The sequence below is a fragment of the Kitasatospora sp. NPDC088779 genome, from assembly GCF_040685395.1.
GTDB lineage: Bacteria > Actinomycetota > Actinomycetes > Streptomycetales > Streptomycetaceae > Kitasatospora.
On the sequence record NZ_JBFBHW010000018.1, the window covers coordinates 33,987 to 53,684 of the forward strand.

19 protein-coding genes are annotated in these 19,698 nt (G+C 73.3%); 6 read left to right on the top strand and 13 right to left on the bottom strand.

What is annotated here, in order from left to right; genetic code table 11:
* The first annotated feature begins 135 nt into the window (after positions 1-135).
* Positions 136-1,101: a methyltransferase domain-containing protein gene (locus AB0P03_RS18995; protein ID WP_363629780.1), complete on the top strand. Its 966-nt coding sequence runs from the start codon at positions 136-138 to the stop codon at positions 1,099-1,101.
* Between the two features lie 122 nt (positions 1,102-1,223).
* On the opposite strand, the gene AB0P03_RS19000 is transcribed toward AB0P03_RS18995, so the two are convergent.
* Both AB0P03_RS19000 and AB0P03_RS19005 read right to left on the bottom strand, forming a co-directional pair.
* Positions 1,224-1,436, bottom strand: a complete 213-nt coding sequence (locus AB0P03_RS19000; protein ID WP_363584659.1) for a DUF397 domain-containing protein — start codon at positions 1,434-1,436, stop codon at positions 1,224-1,226.
* A gap of 104 nt (positions 1,437-1,540) precedes the next feature.
* The gene (locus AB0P03_RS19005) at positions 1,541-2,389 is read right to left on the bottom strand and encodes a patatin-like phospholipase family protein (protein WP_363629782.1); all 849 of its coding nucleotides are present in this window, start codon (positions 2,387-2,389) and stop codon (positions 1,541-1,543) included.
* 84 nt (positions 2,390-2,473) lie between these two features.
* On the opposite strand from AB0P03_RS19005, the gene AB0P03_RS19010 reads away from it, so the two are divergent.
* On the top strand, positions 2,474-3,034 hold the full coding sequence (locus AB0P03_RS19010; protein WP_363629784.1) for a TetR/AcrR family transcriptional regulator: 561 nt from the start codon (positions 2,474-2,476) through the stop codon (positions 3,032-3,034).
* A gap of 76 nt (positions 3,035-3,110) precedes the next feature.
* Here AB0P03_RS19010 and AB0P03_RS19015 read toward each other — a convergent pair whose 3' ends face one another.
* The 11 genes from AB0P03_RS19015 to AB0P03_RS19065 all read right to left on the bottom strand — a co-directional run bounded on the left by AB0P03_RS19015 (position 3,111) and on the right by AB0P03_RS19065 (position 15,362).
* A complete protein-coding gene (locus AB0P03_RS19015; RefSeq protein WP_363629786.1) occupies positions 3,111-3,431 on the bottom strand; it encodes a hypothetical protein in 321 nt (106 codons plus the stop codon).
* Between the two features lie 81 nt (positions 3,432-3,512).
* On the bottom strand, positions 3,513-7,052 hold the full coding sequence (car, locus tag AB0P03_RS19020; RefSeq protein WP_363629787.1) for a carboxylic acid reductase: 3,540 nt from the start codon (positions 7,050-7,052) through the stop codon (positions 3,513-3,515).
* Between the two features lie 182 nt (positions 7,053-7,234).
* Positions 7,235-7,945 carry an FCD domain-containing protein gene (locus tag AB0P03_RS19025; RefSeq protein WP_363584669.1) on the bottom strand — a complete coding sequence of 237 codons (711 nt, stop codon included), beginning with the start codon at positions 7,943-7,945 and terminating at the stop codon, positions 7,235-7,237.
* A gap of 145 nt (positions 7,946-8,090) precedes the next feature.
* Positions 8,091-9,680 (bottom strand): MFS transporter, encoded by a 1,590-nt coding sequence (locus tag AB0P03_RS19030; protein ID WP_363584671.1) that lies wholly within the window; start codon positions 9,678-9,680, stop codon positions 8,091-8,093.
* 73 nt (positions 9,681-9,753) lie between these two features.
* Positions 9,754-10,359, bottom strand: a complete 606-nt coding sequence (locus AB0P03_RS19035; protein WP_363584673.1) for a helix-turn-helix domain-containing protein — start codon at positions 10,357-10,359, stop codon at positions 9,754-9,756.
* 191 nt (positions 10,360-10,550) lie between these two features.
* Positions 10,551-10,943, bottom strand: coding sequence for a cell division protein SepF (locus AB0P03_RS19040; RefSeq protein ID WP_363584675.1), 393 nt, complete (start codon positions 10,941-10,943; stop codon positions 10,551-10,553).
* Between the two features lie 270 nt (positions 10,944-11,213).
* A complete protein-coding gene (locus AB0P03_RS19045; RefSeq protein ID WP_363584677.1) occupies positions 11,214-11,729 on the bottom strand; it encodes a DinB family protein in 516 nt (171 codons plus the stop codon).
* Positions 11,730-11,842: 113 nt separating this feature from the next.
* Positions 11,843-12,577: a VTT domain-containing protein gene (locus AB0P03_RS19050; RefSeq protein WP_363629789.1), complete on the bottom strand. Its 735-nt coding sequence runs from the start codon at positions 12,575-12,577 to the stop codon at positions 11,843-11,845.
* A 49-nt stretch (positions 12,578-12,626) separates the two neighbouring features.
* Positions 12,627-13,226, bottom strand: coding sequence for an RICIN domain-containing protein (locus AB0P03_RS19055; protein WP_363629791.1), 600 nt, complete (start codon positions 13,224-13,226; stop codon positions 12,627-12,629).
* A complete protein-coding gene (locus tag AB0P03_RS19060) occupies positions 13,226-14,023 on the bottom strand; it encodes a dienelactone hydrolase family protein (RefSeq protein ID WP_363629793.1) in 798 nt (265 codons plus the stop codon). Before AB0P03_RS19060 ends, AB0P03_RS19055 begins: the two co-directional genes overlap by 1 nt.
* 91 nt (positions 14,024-14,114) lie before the next feature.
* Positions 14,115-15,362, bottom strand: a complete 1,248-nt coding sequence (locus AB0P03_RS19065) for an MFS transporter (RefSeq protein WP_363584685.1) — start codon at positions 15,360-15,362, stop codon at positions 14,115-14,117.
* A gap of 209 nt (positions 15,363-15,571) precedes the next feature.
* On the opposite strand from AB0P03_RS19065, the gene AB0P03_RS19070 reads away from it, so the two are divergent.
* From AB0P03_RS19070 to AB0P03_RS19085, 4 genes are all read left to right on the top strand, one after another.
* Positions 15,572-16,765, top strand: coding sequence for an ROK family transcriptional regulator (locus tag AB0P03_RS19070; protein ID WP_363629795.1), 1,194 nt, complete (start codon positions 15,572-15,574; stop codon positions 16,763-16,765).
* Positions 16,766-16,906: 141 nt separating this feature from the next.
* Positions 16,907-17,323, top strand: a complete 417-nt coding sequence (locus tag AB0P03_RS19075) for a TOBE domain-containing protein (protein WP_208869038.1) — start codon at positions 16,907-16,909, stop codon at positions 17,321-17,323.
* Positions 17,324-17,434: 111 nt separating this feature from the next.
* The gene (locus tag AB0P03_RS19080) at positions 17,435-18,196 is read left to right on the top strand and encodes a glycerophosphodiester phosphodiesterase (RefSeq protein ID WP_363629797.1); all 762 of its coding nucleotides are present in this window, start codon (positions 17,435-17,437) and stop codon (positions 18,194-18,196) included.
* A gap of 294 nt (positions 18,197-18,490) precedes the next feature.
* A complete protein-coding gene (locus AB0P03_RS19085) occupies positions 18,491-19,633 on the top strand; it encodes an AI-2E family transporter (RefSeq protein ID WP_363621687.1) in 1,143 nt (380 codons plus the stop codon).
* Positions 19,634-19,698 lie beyond the last annotated feature (65 nt).

Genomic DNA, 19,698 nt, shown 5'->3' on the forward strand with positions numbered 1-19,698 from the left:
GCTCGGGCGACCGATCCGGACTCCCGATGGCGGAACCCGGTGGCTGGCATCCCCCGGCACGAACTGGTCCCCAGGTGGTGGGAGCCTGTCGAGGACGGCACTTGGCAGCTTCAGGTAGGGGAAGCGAACCCGGACTTGTGGCTCCAGCAGGCCTACGGGAACGAGTCCCTGGTGACCAGCGTGGGCGGGTTGCACGCGGACCATGCGAAGCCGGATGACCGCCCGACCGGGCTGCCCACGTCGTCGGCCACGCTCACGCCGCTCGTGGTCAAGATGCTGCGGCACGGCCGGATCGCCGCCGAGCACGACCTGCTGGACATCGGCACCGGCGCGGGCGGGTTGACCGCCATTGCCGCCACGCGGCTCGGTTCGGACCGCGTGACGAGCGTGGACATCGACGGGTACCTGGTCGACGCCGCGCGGGACCGCCTCGCAGGCATGGGGCTGAGCCCCCACTTCGTCACTCAGGACGCCACCGACGCCCTCCCGGGTGACTACGACCGGATCGTGGCCACCGTGTCCGCCCGCCCCGTTCCGGTCTCGTGGCTCCAGGCGCTTCGGCGCGGAGGACGGCTCGTCACCACCATCGCGGACACGGCGCTGATCCTGACGGCCTGGAAGACCCCGGACGGCGGAGCGACCGGAGTGATCGAGCGCGACTGGGCGGGCTTCATGACCACGCGCCACGGCTCCGCCTACCCGCCCGGCCTGGACGAGCTGTTCGAGACCGCCCGCGAAGCCGACGGGGAGAACGTCAAGCTCTTCCGGTACCCGGTCACCGACATCCGCAACAACTGGGAAGTCTGGTCGATGCTCACGATCAGCATCCCGGGCATCGAAGTCGACTTCGAGGAGACCCCCGAGGGCCGTACGGCCTGGCTCGCCCATCCGGACGGGTCGTGGGCACGGGCCGAGGCAACGAAGTTCGAGCCGCCGACCGTCCACCAGAGCGGCCCCCGTCGCCTGTGGTCGGAACTCGAATCCATCCGGAACTGGCGGGAGGTCGAAGGCGGCCTGCCGCTCTACGGCTGCCGCGCCGTCGTCACCCCGGACGGCGCGATCCACCTGTCCCGGGGCCGGTGGTCGGCCACCATCGGCTGACCGTAACCGGACGGCCCCGTCCGGCTTCTCCAGGGCGGGGCCCTGCCTGGAACGGTGTCATCGGCGGCGATGCGCGATCGCCACTGCCCGCCGTGGGCAGTGGGGCTCGGACAAGGTGCGCGTCAGACCTCGCCGAACTCGCCGGTCCGGATCGTGGCGATGAACGATGACCAGGTGTCGGCGGGGAAGACGAGGGCAGGACCCTCGGGGTCCTTGGAGTCGCGGACGGGAGCGAGGTTGGGGACGTCGGTGGCGACCTCCACGCAGTTGCCACCGTTGTTGGAGTACGAGGATGTGATCCAGGAAGCGCCGGACAGGTCTACGCGGTCGGTCATGACTGGAATTCCCTTCGGGCCCGATGATGAACTGTCAGGTGTCATAGGGCTACCCCGGAAGTCAGGCAGGCAGATGCTGGTGATCGCGCCGACCTGATCGGCGCTCAGCCCGCGTCGACTTCCGCCCTCCACATGGTGCGGAGTTGCGCCTCGACGTCGCCGGCCTGGCGGAGGCCCGCCTGGTAGGCCGGTTCCCAGGCCGCCAGGTCGCCCGTGTCCGAGCCGAAAGCGCGCACCGAGGCCGGATCGGGGCCGATGGTCACCACGGCGTCCGCCCCCACTGCCGCCAGCTGCTGGTTGAGCGGTTCCCGGGGGAACAGGTGGGCCATCGGCTCGACCACGACCAGCGTGCGGGCTCCAGCGGCGAGATCGGCGTTGGGGCCTGCGCGCAGCGCACCGTCCATGTACCGCCGGCCGTCGATGGCGACGGGCGGTGCGGCTCCGGGGAAGGCGCTGCTCGCCGCCACCGCGTGCACCAGCGGCACGCCGCTGTCGCGGTCCCACACCACGGGCTCACCGGTGGTGGCACAGACGGCGGCGATCAGCAGTCGTCGCTCCGGCCACGCGTCCGCACCGATCAGGGCGGCGCGCCCCGCGATCAGCGCCTCCTCGGCTCGGGGGTCGGTGCCGTCGAGCGCGAGGCGGCCGACGCGACGCCTCGCCTCGCCGGGTTCCAAGCCGCGGTCGCCGAGTACGGCGAACACCGCGCCCATCCGCTCGGGGTCAGGCTTGACCCGGTGAGCGGCCTGGCGAGCGGAGGAAGCGAGCCGCCCCGGGTCCTGTCCGGTGGCGAGCAGCGTTCCGACGATCGAGCCGGCTGACGTGCCGACGATCAGGTCGGCCTCGCCCAGATCCACGCCGTTGCGGCGCAATCCGTAGGCCAGTCCGGCTGTCCAGGCCGTGCCGACGTGACTTCCGGGGCCCAGGACGAGCGCTCGGTCGACGGTGTGCATGTGGTCTCCCCTCGTTATTGAAACAGTCGTACCATATAATCGCCAATGCCGTTTCAACTCCGATGCGCCGAAGGGAGATCCACCGTGGGGCGACCCGCCGACCCCGCCCGTCGCGAGCGCACGCTGGCTCGGGCGACCGACTACGTGCTGGCGCACGGCCTGGCCGGACTGAGCCTGCGACCACTGGCCGCAGCCCTCGACACCAGTCCACGGATGCTGCTCTACGACTTCGGCAGCAAGCAGGAGTTGGTCGCGGCGGTCCTCGCCGAGGCCCGTCGCCGGGGCGCGGTACGTCTGGCCGGGCACCCCGCGCCGATGAAGGGCTCCGTGCAGGAGCGGCTGCGGGGCATCTGGGTGTGGATGAGCGCGGACGAACGCGCGCCGTTCGTCCGGCTGTTCTTCGAGGTGCACGCCGATGGCCTGGTCCACCCCGAGAACTACCCCGGCCAGGCCGAGGCGATCACGGACTGGTTCGACACTCTCGGCGCCACCTTCCGGGACGTCTCCACCGGCCCTGACGACACCGTCACGCCCACGTTGGTCATGGCCGTCATCCGGGGTCTGCTGTTCGACCTCACGACCACCGGCGACCGCCGGCGCACCGACCGTGCGCTGGACCGCTTCGCTGAACTCCTCGGGCGGTGAACACGCGAGAGCGGTGAACGTGCGAGAGGCGTGACGGACGGGGCTGCGTGCGGTGACGGTGACGGTGACGGTGACGTCAGCGAGGCCGAGGAAGGCACCCGTGACGGTCCTGCCCCGCGCCGTATCCGGCAGCCGCCATGGCGATGCCGAGGACGGCCGGGACCGTGAGCGGAAGCGTCCAGTTGCCCGTGGTGTCGTGCAGGATCCCGAGGAGGAGGGGCCCGGCCGCCGCCACGAGGTAGCCGATGGACTGCGTCTTGCCGGCCGACGCGGCGGCTTCGCCGGAGCTGCCGGCGCGTTCGCTCCGGAAGGTCAGCGCGAGGACGAGGCACGCGCCGCCGCCCAGCCCGAGCAGGGTGCACGCCACGACGGACAGCGCGGGGGCGGACACCAGCACGGTGAAGCCACCGGCGGGAACGGCCGTGGCCGTTCCCGCCAGCGGGTGCGGAGGTGGGTGCGGAGGAGGAGGGCGGACCGGCTACAGCAGGTGCTGCGCCCGGAGGTCTGCCACGTACTTGGTGATCAGGTCCTGCGACAGGTGCGGGATGTCGTTCTCCTCGTTGAGGGCGGCGGCCCGGACCGCCGCGCGGAACCGGTCCGCCGGCAGGGCGGATCCGGGCAGCGGCTCCGACGGCGTGGAGAAGGCGTGCAGCAGGGGGAGCAGCGAGTGCTGCCGCTGGCGGTCGGGCAGAGCGCGCATGGAGCTCTCGAAGCGGTCGAGCCACTCGTCGTAGTCGTCGATGCGCGTCAGGGGGTGTCCGGCCGCCACCAGCCAGTCGACGAAGGTGTCGAGGGAGATTCCGTCCTCGTGCGGGTTCACGATGTTGAAGGTCCGGTACCCCTCCCGGGTGTCGTCGCCCAGCGCGGCGACGGCCTGCGCGGTGAAGTCCACGGGCAGCGCGTCGTAGTGCCCGTCGACGTCACCGGTGCCCCGGGCGTAGAAGCTGCCGGGGGCGATGCCGGTCGCCAGCAGGCTCAGCAGGAGGCGGGTGAACACGTCCGGGACGTTCAGCTGCCCCCGGTAGCGCGGGTGGGCGAGGATCAGGTTCGAGCGGAACACGGCGACCGGGAGGCCGAACGTGTCGTGCGCCTCGCGCAGCAGCACCTCGCCCGCCCACTTGCTGGCCGCGTAGCCGTTCGCGTAGCCGCTGCCGAGGTCGCGCGTCCCGCAGGCCGTGCGGATGTCCGCGTCCTCGTCGGCCGCGGCCTCGGAATCGAAGACGACGGCGACCGTCGACAGGTAGGTGAACTGTTTGGCCCTGGAGGTGACCGCGAGCCTGATCAGTTCGGCCGTGCCCAGCACGTTGGGGCCGAACAACTGGTCGTAGGGCAGGACGTGGTTGACGAGTGCCGCCGGGTGGACGATCAGGTCCACGGTGTCGGCCAGCCGCTGCCAGGTCTCCCGGTCGAGCCCGAGGTCGCTCTCCCCGACGTCGCCGGCGACCACCTCCAGGTGCTCGGCGGCCAGGCCGTGGTAGCGCCGGAGGAGCTCCGGGTCGCCGCTGTCGAAGGCCGCGTCGAGCCGCGCCCGGGCCGACTCGTCGGTGGCGCCGCGGACCACGCAGACCAGTGTGCCGCCGCGCTGCGCGACGCGCTCCAGCCATTCGAGGCACAGGAAGCGGCCCAGGTAGCCGTTGGCGCCGGTCAGCAGGACGGTCCGCGTCTCGGGCAGCGGGCCCCTCGGCCTGCCGGTCCGCGTCGGGGTCCCCGTGTCGAGGAACGCGTCCAGTGTCAGGTCGCCCGCCACGAGCCGCGTCGCGCCCGGTCCGTGGACCTGGTCGGCGGTCGGGCGCCGGTCGCCCGACGCGAGGGCGTTCTCGATGTGGTCGGCCACCCGCTGGAGCGTGTTGACCGGGTTGATGACGACGTCGACGGGGACGTCGACGCGATAGACCTCCTTGAGCAGTTGGGAGAACGACAGCGCGGAGAGGCTGTCGCCGCCGAGTTCGAGGAAGCGCGTCCCGGGGTGGACGTCGTCCTGCCGGTGTCCGAGCAGCGCGCGGGCGGCCTGGCACACGGTCTCCGGTACGGGCCGGGACGGGCCGACCTGGCGCAGTGCCCGGAGTTCGTCGCTCTCGCGCTCGGTCAGCTCGGCGTACAGGGCTTCGAGGCGCTCGCCGTAGCGCTTCGCCAGCGCGGGGCGCAGCAGCTTGCGCACGCCGGAGAGCAACCCGTTCTGCTGGCTGAACGGCTCGGTCTCGATGAGGAAGTCCCGTGGGATCTCGTACGAGTTGAGGCCCGCCTCGGTGGCGAGGCGGTGTAGGGACTCGCGCAGGAGCGACCTGAGACGCGGACCGTCCTCGGCGGCGAGGTCGAGCGCCTCCTGGGTGGGCACGATGACCGCGAGCAGGTAGGCGCGAGCGCTGTTGCCGTACACGAAGACCTGCCGGACGAGCGGACTGTCGGTGAAGAGGGCTTCCAGCCGGGAGGTGGCCACGAACTCGCCCTGCGACAGTTTGAGGACGTTGGAGCGGCGGTCGACGTAGACGAACTCGTCGGGGCCGGTGAGGGCCACGATGTCGCCCGTGCGGTAGAAGCCGTCCTCGTCGAAGACCTGGGCGGTGGCGTCCGGCTGCTGGAAGTAGCCGGGAACGAGGCGTTCCGACTTGACCAGGAGTTCGCCCCTGGGGTGCGGGGAATCGGTGCGGAAGTACCCCAGCTCGGGCACGTCCGCCAGCCGGTGGTCGGTCACCGGCGGGCGCAGCACCCGGCCGTCGAGCGAGACCAGCCCGGCTTCCGTCGACCCGTAGCCGTTGAACACCCTGATCTGCAGGCAGCTCTCCAGGAACGCCGCCAGCTCCGCGCTCATCGGGGCCGAGCCGTAGGTGGCCCACAGGAGGCGGCCGCCCAGGGTCTTCTCCCGCAGCTCCTCCTTCGCGCGGTCCGCCTGCCCGGCGGTGTCGCCCCCGACCTCGTCCGGCTCGTTCCGGCGGGCCGACTCGCTCCGGTAGCGCTGGAAGAGCATGTCGCAGATGCGGGGCACCAGGATGAACTCGGTGGGCCGGACCAGGGAGAGGTCCACGAAGAGGGTCGACAGGTCGCTCGACGCCACGAAGTGGGCGGTGCCCCCCTTGGCGAGCGTGCCGAACAGCACGCCCCGTCCCATCATGTGGCTCAGGGGCAGGTAGTTGAGCACGATGGACGGCTGCGTCCCCTGGCCGGGCACGAAGTCGATCCAGAAGTTCTTGACGAGACGCTCGGTGTACACGGCGCCCTTGGGGGTGCCAGTGCTCCCCGAGGTGTAGATCAGCGCGCTGAGCGTGTCGGCCGTCGAGCCCTCGGGGACCCGGGGGAGCGGTGGCAGGCTCCTGCCCCGCTCGATGACCGAGGCCAGCGTGTCCAGGGTGACGCCCCGGCCCTGGGTCGCCAGCCGTCCGCGCGCGGCGTCCAGCGCCTCCTGGTGGTCGGTGACCTCCGGGCGGTGGCCGAGCACGACGATCCTGCCCAGTGACGGGGCGTCCGCCGCGATCTGGAGCGCGACGTCCAGGTGCGCCACGTCCACCGCCAGCAGGCGTGGTCCGGTCTGCGCGACGACGGGGGCCAGGTGTTCCGCCGAGGCGCCGGCCTGGAGGGGGACGCTCACCGCGCCGGAGCGGACGCAGGCCAGATCCAGCACGGCGTACTCGGGGCTGGTGGAGCCGAGGACGGCGACGAAGTCGCCCGGGCCCACGGCGTGGTCGGGGTGGTGGCGCCACTCGGAGGCCACCGCGCCGACGCGTTCCCACAGTTCGCCGTAGGTGACGGTGTCGAACCGGTCCAGGAGGCGCAGGGTGGTGCGGCCGGTGTCCGGGTCGGTCACCGGCTCGGCGGCGCGCTCGCCCAGGGCGGGGCGGTCCGCGTACCCTTCCATCACCGTGGCCACGAGGTCGGCGAGCGGGAGGCCCGGCCGCCGGATCGCCTCGCTGACGGCGTCCAGGGGTGCGGCGGCACGGAACTGCGGATCCGTCGCGTACAGGTGGGCGGTGCGCTGGGCGGTGCGTGCGTCGAGGTCGTCGGCCGGGGGCGGTAAGACGGACATCGGTGTTCTCCTCTACGGCCTCGAAGGCCTGTGCAAGGGGTTGGCGGTCTTCATTTTTCGCCGAAGGCCCGTTCGGTGGAAGTGAGTTGAGCGCTCGTCGGCGTGCGGGGACTCCGTACGTGGCGGTCCTGCCCCGCACCGTATCCGGCGCCCGCCATGGCGGTGCCGAGGACAGCTACGGCTCATCGCTCCTCCGTCGCGGCTGGTGCCTGGACCCCGTGGTCGTGGGTGAGCCGGACGATCGCCGCCGCCGCGGTGCGGGCGCCGTTCTCGTCCTGGGCCTCGATCGCGTCGACGAGTCGCCGGTGCAGGTCGGCGTGCTCCTCGGCGGCGGTGGCGTCCCAGGGCAGGCCTCCCAGGGCGGAGGTGAGGGCCGTGCCGAGGTAGTCGTAGACCTCGATCAGGAGGTCGTTCCCGCTCGCCCGGACGACGGCCCGGTGGAACAGCGCGTCGACACTCATGGCCGCGGACCTGTCCTCGCCGGCGCAGGCCGCGTCGGCGTCGGTCAGCAGCTCCCTGAGCTGGTGCAGCTGGTCCTCGCTGCGCCGCAGGGCGGCGGCCCCCGAGGCGTACTCCTCGAGGACGGTGCGCAGTTCGAGGACGTTGTCCCGCCGGGCGGAACTCGCCCGCCGCACCATGACCGACTGGAGCTCGCTCGACGCGCGGACGTAGGTGCCGTCCCCGGCCCGGGGTTCCAGCAGGCCGAGGTGCACGAGCGCGCCGATCGCCTCGCGCAGCGTGCTGCGTCCGACCCCGAGCTCCTCGACGAGGACCTGCTCCGGCGGGATCCGCGTCCCCACCGGCCAGCCGCCCGCCTCGATGTGCGAGCGGAGGCTGTCCACGAGCTGCGCGGACAGGCTTGCCGTCCTGCGCGGTGTACTGATGCGGTTCATGGAGGCAGCCTATACAAACATCAGACATTTGAACATCGCATGTTTCTGGGCCTGGCCGCCCCGGTTCCAGCCGCCCGGCCCGCGATACGCCACCGGCGGGAACGGCCGTGGCCGTTCCCGCCGGTGGCAGGGGAGTCGGGCGTGCTTACGCGTCGACCTTCTCCGGCTTCTCCGGCTTCTCCGGAGCGGGCGCCTCGACCGCAGTGACCGGGGTGGCCGCGCTGGTCGGGGCGTCCAGGCCCCGCAGCAGCCGCCAGGCCATCGCGGCCGCGCCGATCAGCAGGACGGCGGCCAGCAGGCCGGCACTGTTCATGCCGTGCGTGAAGGACTCCCGGGCGCTCGCCAGCAGCGGCTCCGCGACGCCCTGCGGCAGTCCGTGCGCCGTCTCGACAGCCGCGCCCAGCGACTCGCCGGCCCGCGCCGCGGCCGCCGGGTCCGTCCCGGCCGGGACGACGAGCCCGCCGGCGTAGATCGAGCCGACCACCGAGCCGACCAGCGCGATGCCGAGTGCGGTGCCCAGCTCGTACGCGGTCTCCGAGACCGCCGAGGCCGCGCCGGCCTTGTCGGCGGGTGAGGCGCTCAGCACCAGGTCGGCGCCGAGCGTGTAGACCACGCCCTCCGCCGTCCCGACCAGCAGGAAGGAGGTGGCCAGCAACAGGTAGGTGGTGTCCTGCTGGAGCCAGCCGAGCACGCCCACGCCGAGGCCCATGGCGAGCAGGCAGCCGGTCAGCGCCGCCCGGGCGCCGGTGCGCCGCACCAGCCGGGCCGTCAGCAGACCGCCGACGACGGCGCCGACGAAGGCCGGCAGCTCGGCCAGGCCGGCCCGCAGCGGCTCGTAGCCGCGGACCAGCTGGAGGTACTGCGAGGTCACGAAGACCACCCCGGACAGGCCGATCAGGGCGATCAGCGAGGCCAGCACGGCGGCGGTGAACCGCCGGTCGCGGAACAGCCGCACGTCCAGCAGCGGGGTCTCCAGCCGCAGCTGGCGGCGGACGAAGACGGTCAGCGCGGTGACGCCCAGCACGAAGGCGACCGGGACGTCCCAGCGCGCCACGCCGTGCGCGGCGGCCTCCTTGATCGCGTAGACCGTGCCGATCACCCCGGCCATCGACAGGGCGACGCTCAGCACGTCCCAGCGGCCCGGGTTCGGGTCCTTGGACTCCGGCAGCAGCCAGGCGCCGAGCACCAGCAGCAGGAGCAGGATCGGGATGTTCAGCAGGAACACCGAACCCCACCAGAAGTGCTCCAGCAGCACCCCGCCGACCACCGGCCCGAGCGCGGCGCCGGCGGTGGCGGCCGCGCCCCAGATGCCGATCGCGGTGGCCCGCTCCCGGTCGTCCGGGAAGAGGCCGCGGATCAGCGACAGGGTCGAGGGCATGATCGTCGCGCCGGCGACGCCGAGCAGCGCGCGGGCCAGGATCAGCCAGCCGGCGCTGGGCGCGTAGGCGGCGAGCAGCGAGGCCGCGCCGAAGGCGGCCGCGCCGATCAGCAGCAGCTTCTTGCGGCCGATCCGGTCGCTGAGCGAGCCCATGCTGACCAGCAGGCCGGCCAGGACGAACGAGTAGGAGTCGCCGATCCAGAGCAGCTGGGTGCCGCTGGGCTCCAGCGTCTCGCTGATGGAGGGGATGGCGAGGGAGAGGACGGTCGCGTCGAGGGCGACCACGGTGACGGCCAGGACGAGGACGGCGAGGCCGGTCCAGCGCTGACGGGGGCTGGCAGAAACGGTACTGCTCATGCGCCCGCCTCGCTTCGCTCGGCAGGCGCTTCGCGCAATGCGCACCCGCTGATGATTCGTTCGCTTCGCTTGCTCATGGGATATCGGTTTCCGGTGTGCGGGCCGAAGGTGCTGTGGGCGGGGGAGTGGCGGCGTCCGGTCGGCGCAGCGCGCCGCCGAGGAACAGCTCGGCGAGCGAGAAGGCGGCGTCGCGCGGGGCGAGGCGGCCGTCCTGGATGGCCCAGCCGACGCCGGCCACCAGGTCGAAGAAGGCCTCGCTCAGCCAGGCGGCGCTCAGCTCGATGCGGAACGTGCCCTGCTGCTGGCCGCGCAGGAAGAGCGCGTGCAGTCGAACGATCTGGAGTTCCCAGAGGTCGTTGACGCTGTCGTCGTCGTAGAGCTGGTTCTCGCCGGCCAGGAAGGCGCAGAGCGTGGCGTCCGGGACGGCGGCGTCGACCAGGCGGCGCAGCGCGGCCTCGGCGTCGCCGTCCTCGACGGCGGCGGTGTCCAGGGCGGCGGCGAACCGGCGCAGGCCGAGCAGGCCGACCTCGCGGATCAGGGCCTCGCGCCCGGGGAAGAGCCGGTGCAGGGTGGCGCGGCTGATCCCGGCGGCGCGCGCGATCTCGTCCAGGTGGGCGGTCGGGCGGCGGGAGAGCACGCCGACGGCGGCTTCCAGGACGGTGTCGCGATCGGTGGCCATGAATCGAGTGTAGGTCATGTGAGACATGGATGTCTCAAAATTATGGTGGGGGTCTCGAATGAGGCGTTGATCGTCACAGCCGGGACAGCAAAAACCGGGAACGGCGGGTGCCGTCCCCGGTCGGGGTGCCGCTGTCGTGCGGCCGGTTCAACTCGGTCGGTTCAGCCCGGTCGGGCCGTGCGCCGCCCGGATCAGCTCTGGTTGTAGAACCCGGTCTCGTCGAGCGGGCGGTCGATCACCATGACCTCGACGTCGGCCGGGGTGAGCAGGAACACCCGGCGGGCGATCCGCTCGATGCCGCCCTGGGTGCCGAAGATCAGCCCGGAGGCGAAGTCCACCATCCGCTTGGCCTCGGCTTCGTTCATCTCGGTGAGGTCCATGACCACCGGGATGCTCGCCCGGATGTGCTCGCCCACCGTGCGGGCCGCCTCGAAACCGGTCGGCCGCAAGGAGACGATCTTCGCGGGCGCGGGGGCGGCCGGCATCGTCTCCTGATCGACCCACTCGTCCTCGTACACCGCGGCCGGGTAGTTTCCCGAGGGCATCAGCCACCCGTTGTGGTGCTCGTCGCGAAGTGCTCCCATGCCGCGCCTCCCTGCCTCGTCCCGTCCTGGTCCCCCGGGGTCGCGTGTCCTTTTTGACACGTCATCCACTCGTCGGAACTGTCCGAGTATCGCACTGTTCACCGGTCCCGTGCCCGCTCGCGGCCCCCGTACGAGTCGCGCCGCGACGGAAACCCGGGCGAACCCGGGCAACATCAGCGACGCGGCGGTGAGCCGTACGGTTGCGCGCGTAGACCATATCGGTCGTGGTCACCGAGCAATTGACCTTCTGTCAACAATGCGGAAACGATTTCACTCGCCGGTAGTGCCGTCCACCAGTTCGCGCAGAAGATCGGCGTGGCCGTTGTGCCGCGCGTACTCCTCGACCATGTGGACCAGGATCCAGCGCAGCGTCACCTCCTCGCCGCGGCGCAGCCGCTTGCCGACGGTGTCCAGCGACAGGCCGGCGCTCGCGCGGCGGGCGGTCTCGACCTCGGCGCGCCAGGTGGCGAAGTCCGCCGCGACGTCGGCGGTGTCCACGCCGTTGAAGTCGCCGTCCTCGTCGGCCTCGGTCCAGTAGTGGTTCTCGGTGTACTCGTCGCCGCGCAGGATGCTCTGGAACCAGTACTGCTCCACCTCGGCCATGTGCCGGACGAGGCCGAGCAGCGAGAGGGTGGACGGCGGGGCGGAGCGCAGCCGCAGCTGGTCGTCGGTCAGGCCCTCGCACTTGAGCGCGAGGGTGCTGCGGTGGTAGTCGAGCCAGGCGGTGAGCATGGCGGTCTCGTCGGCCGCCATCGGCGGGTCGACCCGCGGGGAGGGTTCGGTCATGCCGGTCATCCTGACGCCCGACGGCGGGTGGGCGCGAGCGAATTGTCGAGCGCCCCCCGAGTGCCTCGGAATCTCGGCCGGTCAGGCGGTCAGGCGGTCAGGCGGTCAGGCGCTCAGGCGGCCGGTGTGCGGCGCCGGGCGACCGCGGCCCGCCACAGCCCGACCACACTGCCCAGCACGAGCAGCACGATCATCCCGGCCGACACCAGGAAGGCCGCCGAGCCCGGCTCGCCCGCGCTGGCCGCCGCCGTCACGTACACCGCGGTGGTCGGCACCACGCCGATCGCGGTGGCGAACAGGAAGGGCGCGAAGCGGACCCCAGAGAAGGCCGCGCCGTAGTTGGCCGCCTGGAACGGCATGCCCGGCAGCAGCCGCAGCACCAGCACGCTGCGGAAGCCCTGCTCGGTGAAGCGCCGGTCCAGCGTGCCGAGCACCCGCCCGCGCAGGTACGGCCGCAGCGCCTCGCGCCCGAGGCCCCGGCCGAGCCCGAAGGCCATGGCCGCGCCCAGCGTGGTGCCGAGCACCGACAGCAGCACGCCCTGCTGGATGCCCAGCAGCAGCCCGGCGGCGGCGTTCAGTGCCGGCCGGGGGACGAAGGCGAGCGTGCCGACCGCGTACACGGTGGCGAACAGCGGCGCGAACCAGTACCCGGGCATCCGGTCGGCGAGGCCGCCGTTCAGCAGCGCCGTCGGGCTCCACAGCAGCAGCGACCCGGCCGCGGCGCCGAGCAGCACCACCAGCAGCGCGAACCGCCACCACGGCGAACGCGGCACGGGGCCGGACGGCGGCAGCTCGACGGCGGGCGGGGGCGTTGCGGGTGCGGGCAGGGGCGAGACGGGTGCGGGCACCGGCCGAGCCTAACCGGTGCCCGGTCGCGACCGTCGAGGGCGGTCGCGGTCAGCTGTACGGGGGCTTTTCCGGGTTGTAGTGCCAGAACTGGTTGTCGCCGCTGTGGAACTCCCACTGGATCACCGGGGTGCCGTCGGTCAGCGCGCCGCCCGAGACGTCCAGGACGAGGCCGCTGTAGCCGTTCACGATCCGGCGGGGCGTTCCGGGGTGGCTGGCCGGGGGGTCGCTCCAGCTCTGGTTGGCGCCGCCGTCGCAGGTCCACTGGTCGGCCTGGGTGCCCCAGGTGGTGCTGAAGGCCGGGATGTCCAGGCACTTGCCGCTGTTCAGGTTCACCCAGCCGCGGGCGCTCTGGGTCCACTGCTGGTTGGCGCCGCCGGTACAGGTCCAGATCCGGACCGGGGCGCCGTCGTCGGTGCGCCAGTCGGCGACCTCCAGGCACAGGTCGTTCGGGCCCGCGTACATGCCGGTGCGGATCTCGGCGGGCCCGAAGTCGGCGGCGGGGGTGGTCGTGGGGGTGGCCGCGGGGGCCGGCGGGGCGGTGAGCGCCACCGCGGCGGCGGCGAGGGCGGCCGTGGCGGCGGCGAGCCGCGCACGACGGGACAGGCGGGCCAGCCGGGAAATGCGGGACGGGTGGGACAGGCGGGACATCAGAGCGTCCTCCGGGGGGTCGCGGATGCGGAGCGGTCGGCGAGGAATCCCAGCAGACGTCGCCAGGAGTCCCGGGCCGCGTCCGAATATTCGACGGCGGAGAGCTCGAAGAAGTTGTGCGGCGCGCCCGGGTAGGTGACGAACTCGTGCGGGTTGCCGGCGGCGGTCAGGGCCGCGTCGAAGGCGTCGACGGCGGTGGGCGGGATGTGCTCGTCCGCGCCGCCCCAGAAGGCGAGGATCGGCGCGCTGAGGTCGGCCGCGAGCTGAGTGGGCCCCGGGGAGCCGTTGATCGCGTCGGGGTATCCGTAGAAGCCGACCGCGCCGGCCAGCCCGAACCAGGGCGCGGCGGCGCGGAAGGCCTGCCGGCCGCCGAAGCAGAAGCCGAGCGCGACCACCTCGGCCGGCCCGCTTGCGCGCAGCCGGGCGAGGCCGGCGGCGAGGTCGGCGTCCAGGCCTTCGGGGGTGAGGGCGAGCAGGTGGCGGAGCAGGCCGGGCAGGTCGCCGAATTCCTTCGGGCGGCTTTCCGGATCGGCTCCGGCGGTGCGGCCGTAATAGTCGACGACGAGCGCGGGGTGGCCCTGTTCGGCGAGCCGGGCGGCGGTCTGCCGGTAGAAGCCGGAAAGGCCCTTGTTGTCCGGCAGGACGAGGACGCCGACGCCGGTGGCCACCTCGGGGCGGGCCAGGAAGGCGGCGAACTCGGTGCCGTCCGCCGAGGTCAGGGTGAGCGCCGCAGCCTCGGCCAGGGGCCAGAGCGCGGGGGTGACGGCGGGCGGGGCGGCGTCGGGGTCGTAGCACACGGGGTTCACCTCACGGATCGCGAAACCGCCGGGCGCGGAATGCGCCCGGCGGTCGGCGATATTAGCGAGGAATTCCCCGGAATTCTCTAGATCATATCGCAGAGAGATCTTTTTTCGAAGTGCTTTCCGGTGACGTTGCGGTCACATTTTCGGCGCCGGATCCGGGGGAATTCCGTTCGGCCCGGCGCAGCGCCCCGGCGCTCAGCAGCAGAGCGAAGGCGAGCGCGGTGACCAGGCCGAAGGAGACGGTCAGCGAGGTCGCCTGGGCGAGGGCGCCGATGATCGCGGGCGCGACCAGGCCGGAGGTGTAGGTGACGGTGGCGACGCCCGCGATGGCCTGGCTGGGGTTGCTGCCGATCCGCCCGGCCGCCGCGAAGGCCAGCGGGACGGTGACCGCGATGCCGATGCCGATCAGGGCGAAGCCCGGGATGGCGAGCGCCGGACTGTCGGCGGCCACCACCAGCAGGCCGCCGACGGTGGCGACGGCGCCGCCGAGACGGGTGGTGCGCACGGCGCCGAGCCGGCGGACCACCGCGTCCCCGCACAGGCGGCTGACGGCCATGGTGAGCGAGAAGGCGGTGTAGGAGGCGGCCGCGACGGTGGCAGAGGCGCCGGTGACGTCCCGCAGGTAGACGCCGCTCCAGTCCATCGAGGCGCCTTCGGCGAAGACGGCGCAGAAGCCGACCAGTCCGATCACCAGCGAGCTGCGCGGCGGCAGTGCGAACCGCGGCGGCTCCTCCGCCCCCTCCGGCGCCCGCAGGTCGGGCAGGTTCCGGCAGACGGGCTGCGCGAGGACGAGCAGCACGAGCGCGGTGACGGCCAGCTGGAGCCGGGCGTCGAGGTCGAGGTGGGCGGCCAGGATGCCGAAGCCGGAGGCCAGCAGCCCGCCCGCGCTCCACATCCCGTGCAGTCCGGACATGATCGAGCGGCCGAGCCGCTGTTCGATCTCCACGCCCTGCGCGTTCATCGCGACGTCCGCCATCCCGGCCGAGGCGCCGTACGCGAGCAGCGCCACGCACAGCACCGGCAGCGAGGGGGCGAGCGCGGGCAGGGCGAGGGCCAGGCACCAGAGCGAGATCAGTCCGCGGACCGCCGCCCGCCCGCCGTAGCGGTGGACGAACCGGCCGGCCAGCGGCATCGCGAGGGAGGAGCCGATGGCGGGCATCACCAGGGCCAGGCCGAGCTGGCCGGGGGAGAGGTCGAGGCGGTCCTGGATCCACGGGATGCGGGTGACGAAACTGCCGCTGACGGCGCCGTGCACGCCGAAGACCAGGGCGATGCCGGCCCTGGCCCGGCGTGGGGAGGCCAGCGGCTCCAGTGAGTGTGCGGTCGTGCTCATCCGGCGTTCCCTCCCGGGTCGCGCAGGTGGGGCGGCGCGACGGTGCCCTGTGTGGGTGGTTGACGTGCTGGTGGGTGGTCTGACGTGCCTGAGGGTGGTCTACGTGCAGGCCGTTCGGTCCGCGCGGCGGCGACGGCCGTCCGGCGGATGGTTCGATAAAATTATCAGGAAGGGACCCTGATAGAAACACTCTGGAAGGATGAGCCGCCATGACCACCGCGCGCACGGCCACGCCGAGCACCGCCCGGGCGATCAACGACCGGCTGGCCCTCAACCTGCTCCTCGAACAGGGCCCCCTGACCGCGACCGAGCTGCGCGACCTCACCGGCCTCTCCCGGCCGACCGTCGCCGACCTGCTCGACCGCCTCCAGCGCACCGGCCTGGTCGCCGTCGTCGGCGAACGGGGCGAACAGCGGCGCGGCCCCAACGCCCGGCTCTACGCACTGGTCGCCTCCCGCGCCCACCTCGCCGCCTTCGACGTGCGCTCCGGCGGCGTCAGCCTGGTCGTCGCCGACCTCGCCGGGCGCACCCTCGCCAGCGCCGAGGTCCCGGTGCACGGCGACGGGACGCCCGACACCGCCGGGCACCTGGTGCGCACCCTGCTGGACACTGCGCGCGGCGTCGGCGTCGAACGGCTGCACACCGTCGCCGTCGGCGCCCCCGGGCTGGTCGACCCCGCCACCGGGCGCCTCAACAGCACCGGGAAGCTCCCCGCCTGGCACGCCGAACTGCTCGCCGAACTGCGCGGGCTGCCCGGCACCGAGGTGATCCTGGAGAACGAGGTCAACCTGGCCGGCCGGGCCGAGTACCGGATCGGCGCCGCCCGCGACCGCGACACCTTCGTGCTGCTCTGGCTCGGCCACGGCGTCGGCGCCGCCGTCGTCCTGGACGGCCGGCTGCGCCGGGGCTTCTCCGGCGGCACCGGCGAGATCGGCTTCCTGCCCGTCCCCGGCACCGGCGGCCTGCCCAGCGCCACCGGCTGCGACGGCGGCTTCCACAGCCTGGCCGGCAGCGCCGCCGTCTGCGAGCTCGCCCGCGCCCACGGACTGCCCGCCGGCGCGGCCGGGGACGCCCCCGCCGCCGAGGCGGCCGTCCGCGCCGCGCTGGACGCACTCGGCCCGGACGGGCCCGGCGGGCCGTTCCTGGACGAGCTGGCCGCGCGGATCGCGGTCGGCGCCGCCAGCATCTGCGTGGTCCTCGACCCGGGCTGCGTGGTGCTCGGCGGCGAGCTCGGCCGGGCCGGCGGCGCCGAACTGGCCGGCCGGGTCGAACGGCGGCTGGCCGAGCTGTCCCCGCTGCGCACCGAGGTCCGGCCCGGCACGGCGGGCGGCGGCGCGGTGCTGGCCGGGGCCGTCCTCACCGCCGGGGACGCGGTGCGCCGCGACCTCTTCGGCGAGTCCTGACCCGCCTCGCTTGGCGGCCCCGGCCGCCGGTACGGCAGGATGACGGCGACGGCCCGCCGCGCGTGCGGCGTCCCCGTTCCCGTCCCACGTTCCCCGAGTCAGTCCCCGGGGCAGTCCCCGAGTCAGTGTCAGGAGTCGCACATGGGCCAGTCCGAGGCGCCGGTCAACCCGTACCGCATCGGCGAAGCCGCGGCGCTGCTCGGGGTCAGTGCCGACACCATGCGGCGCTGGGTGGACGCGGGGCGGGTCGCGGCCGAGCGGGACGAGCACGGCCACCGGATCATCCCCGGCGTCGACCTCGCCGCCTTCGCCCGTGAGCTGGCCCGCCCGGAGAACGCCGAGGCCGAGGGCCGTCCGTCCTCGGCCCGCAACCGCTTCCCCGGGATCGTCACCCACGTGGTGCTCGGCGACGTCGCGGCCCAGGTGGAGGTCCAGGCAGGGCCCTTCCGGGTGGTGTCGCTGATCAGCCGGGAGTCGGCGGAGGAGCTGAACCTCGTCCCCGGCGCCCCCGCCACCGCGGTCATCAAGTCCACCAATGTGATGATCGAGCGGCGTTAGGTCCGGCCTGACCCGCACGGCACGCCCCACGGCACGCTCCACCGGGTGCCGCGCGCCGACGGCGCGTCGAGCCCCGCCCGAACCGGTTCCGAACGAGAGGCCCCGCCCGGGATGTCCCACCCGCATCTGCCGACCACCCAGAGCGCCGTCCGCGCGGTCGGGGAACCGGCCACCGACCGCCGCCGGGTGCTCGCCGTCGCGCACCGCGGCGACCCGTACCGCCACCGCGAGAACACCCTGCCCTCCGTCGAGTCAGCGCTCGCCGCCGGTGCCGACGCCGTCGAGGTGGACGTCCAGCTCACCCGCGACCGGGTGCCCGTCCTGCTGCACGACCGCACCCTGGAGCGCCTCTGGGGCGACCCGCGGTCGATCGGCCGGGTCACCACCGCGCAGCTCGACGAACTGCGCCGGGGGCCGCTCGCCGTCCCGACCCTCGCCGAGACGATCAAGGTCGTCGCTGCCGCCGGAGGCCCCCGGCTGCTCATCGACCTCGACGACCCCGGCCCCGTCGCCGCCACCTGGTCCGTCGTCAGCGACCTCGACGCCGAGGGGCTGGTCTCCTTCTGCGGCCCCGCCACCGCCATGCTCGCCGTCCGCGCGCTGGCGCCCGGCGCCGAGATCGCCCTCACCTGGAAGGAGCCCCGGCTGCCCGTCCGCGCCCTGCTCGACGACCTGCGCCCGCGCTACCTCAACCCGCCGTTCGGCCTGGTCACCCCCGAGTTCACCGCCGCCGCCGCGGACGCCGGGCTCGCCGTCTCCACCTGGACCGCCGACCTGCGCCGCACCATGCGCCGGCTGCGCGACAGCGGGGTCGCCTCCATCACCAGCAACCGGATCGGCGTGCTGCGCGCCGTCCTGGACGGCCGCCGCTGAGCGTGCCGACCGGCTGGACGGGGGCGACCGCTCCGGGTGGACGGGGCGGCCGCTTCGAGGCGAACTGAGGTCCGGCACTCGAATGTGTCCGCCAGGGCGCTTCGTCCGATGAGGTGAGCTCCACCGGCTGCTCTGTACGCGACGGACGGGGGCGGATTGAATCGGCTCCACCCTTGATCGGCCGGACGGCGGCGTGGCGGGTTCGCCGGGCAGCCCGGCGGCACGGGCACGCTGACGGATCGTCCGCCGGGACGGGGCGATTCGGACTCGTCGACGAGCCAGGCGGAGGTGGCCGTGCCCGAGGAGCACCCGGCCGGGGAGGGCCCGGCGGTGGAACCCCGGTTCGTGGGCGGGGCCGCGCCGGACCCCCGCAGGCCGTACCTGATGCTGCCGCCGGTGGTCCGGCAGGCGGCCGCCTGGTCGGCGGCGGTGATCCTGCTGCTCGCCCTCGCCTCGCTGCTGGTCTTCGCGCTGGTCGAGCTGCGGGCCGCGACCGTGCCGGTGGTGCTGGCGCTGCTGGGGGCCTCGCTGCTCTACCCGGCGGTGCCGTGGATGGTCCGGCGGGGCGTGAGTCGGGGGCTGGCCGCCGGGCTCACCTGCGTGCTGCTGGTCGCGGCCGTCTGCGGGGTGATCGCGCTGCTGGTCAACGCGCTGGTGCACAGCGCCCCGCAGATCGCCGAGTCCCTCCAGCAGGCGGGCAACCAGCTCGCCGCGTGGCTCGGCCCGACCGGGGAGAAGATCCGGCACGCGCTGGACAACGCCAAGGGGGAGACCAACTCGCTGGTCTCGACCGTCACCAACGGCGTGCTGTCCGGGCTGGGCCTGGCCACCCAGCTAATCGCCGGCGGCGTGCTGGCGCTCGCCCTGGTGTTCTTCTTCCTCCGCGACGGCCACCGCACCGGCGACACGATCCGCTCCTACCTGCCCGAGCGCAGCGCCGAGACCGTGATCGCCTGTGCCGAGCGGGCCTTCGACGCGATGGCCGGCTTCATGCGCGGCACCTCGCTGATCGCGCTGATCGACGCGACCTTCATCACCATCGGCCTGGTGGCGCTCGGCGTGCCCGGCGCGCCGGGGCTGGGCGCGCTGGTGTTCATGGGCGCCTACATCCCGTTCGTCGGGGCCTTCCTGTCCGGGGCGGTGTCCGTGCTGGTCGCGCTCGCCGACGGCGGGATCGGGACGGCGCTGTGGGCGCTCGGCGTGGTGATGGCGGTCCAGCTGTTCGAGGGCAACGTCCTCCAACCCCTCATCCAGAGCCGGACGGTGGAGCTGCACCCGGCCACCATCATGGTCGCGGTGGTGGCCGGCTCCGGGATCGCCGGCATCCTCGGGGCCCTGCTCGCCGTCCCGGTGTGCGCCGCCGGCGTGGGCATCGTCTCCGTCCTGCGCGGCGTCCCCGCCCCGCGGGCCGCCCGCCGCGCGGGGAACGGGGTGTAACCCGGTTGCCGGGGGAGGGGAGGGCGTGCGAGGATCGCTAATGCGACGGAAGTCGCAATAGCGAG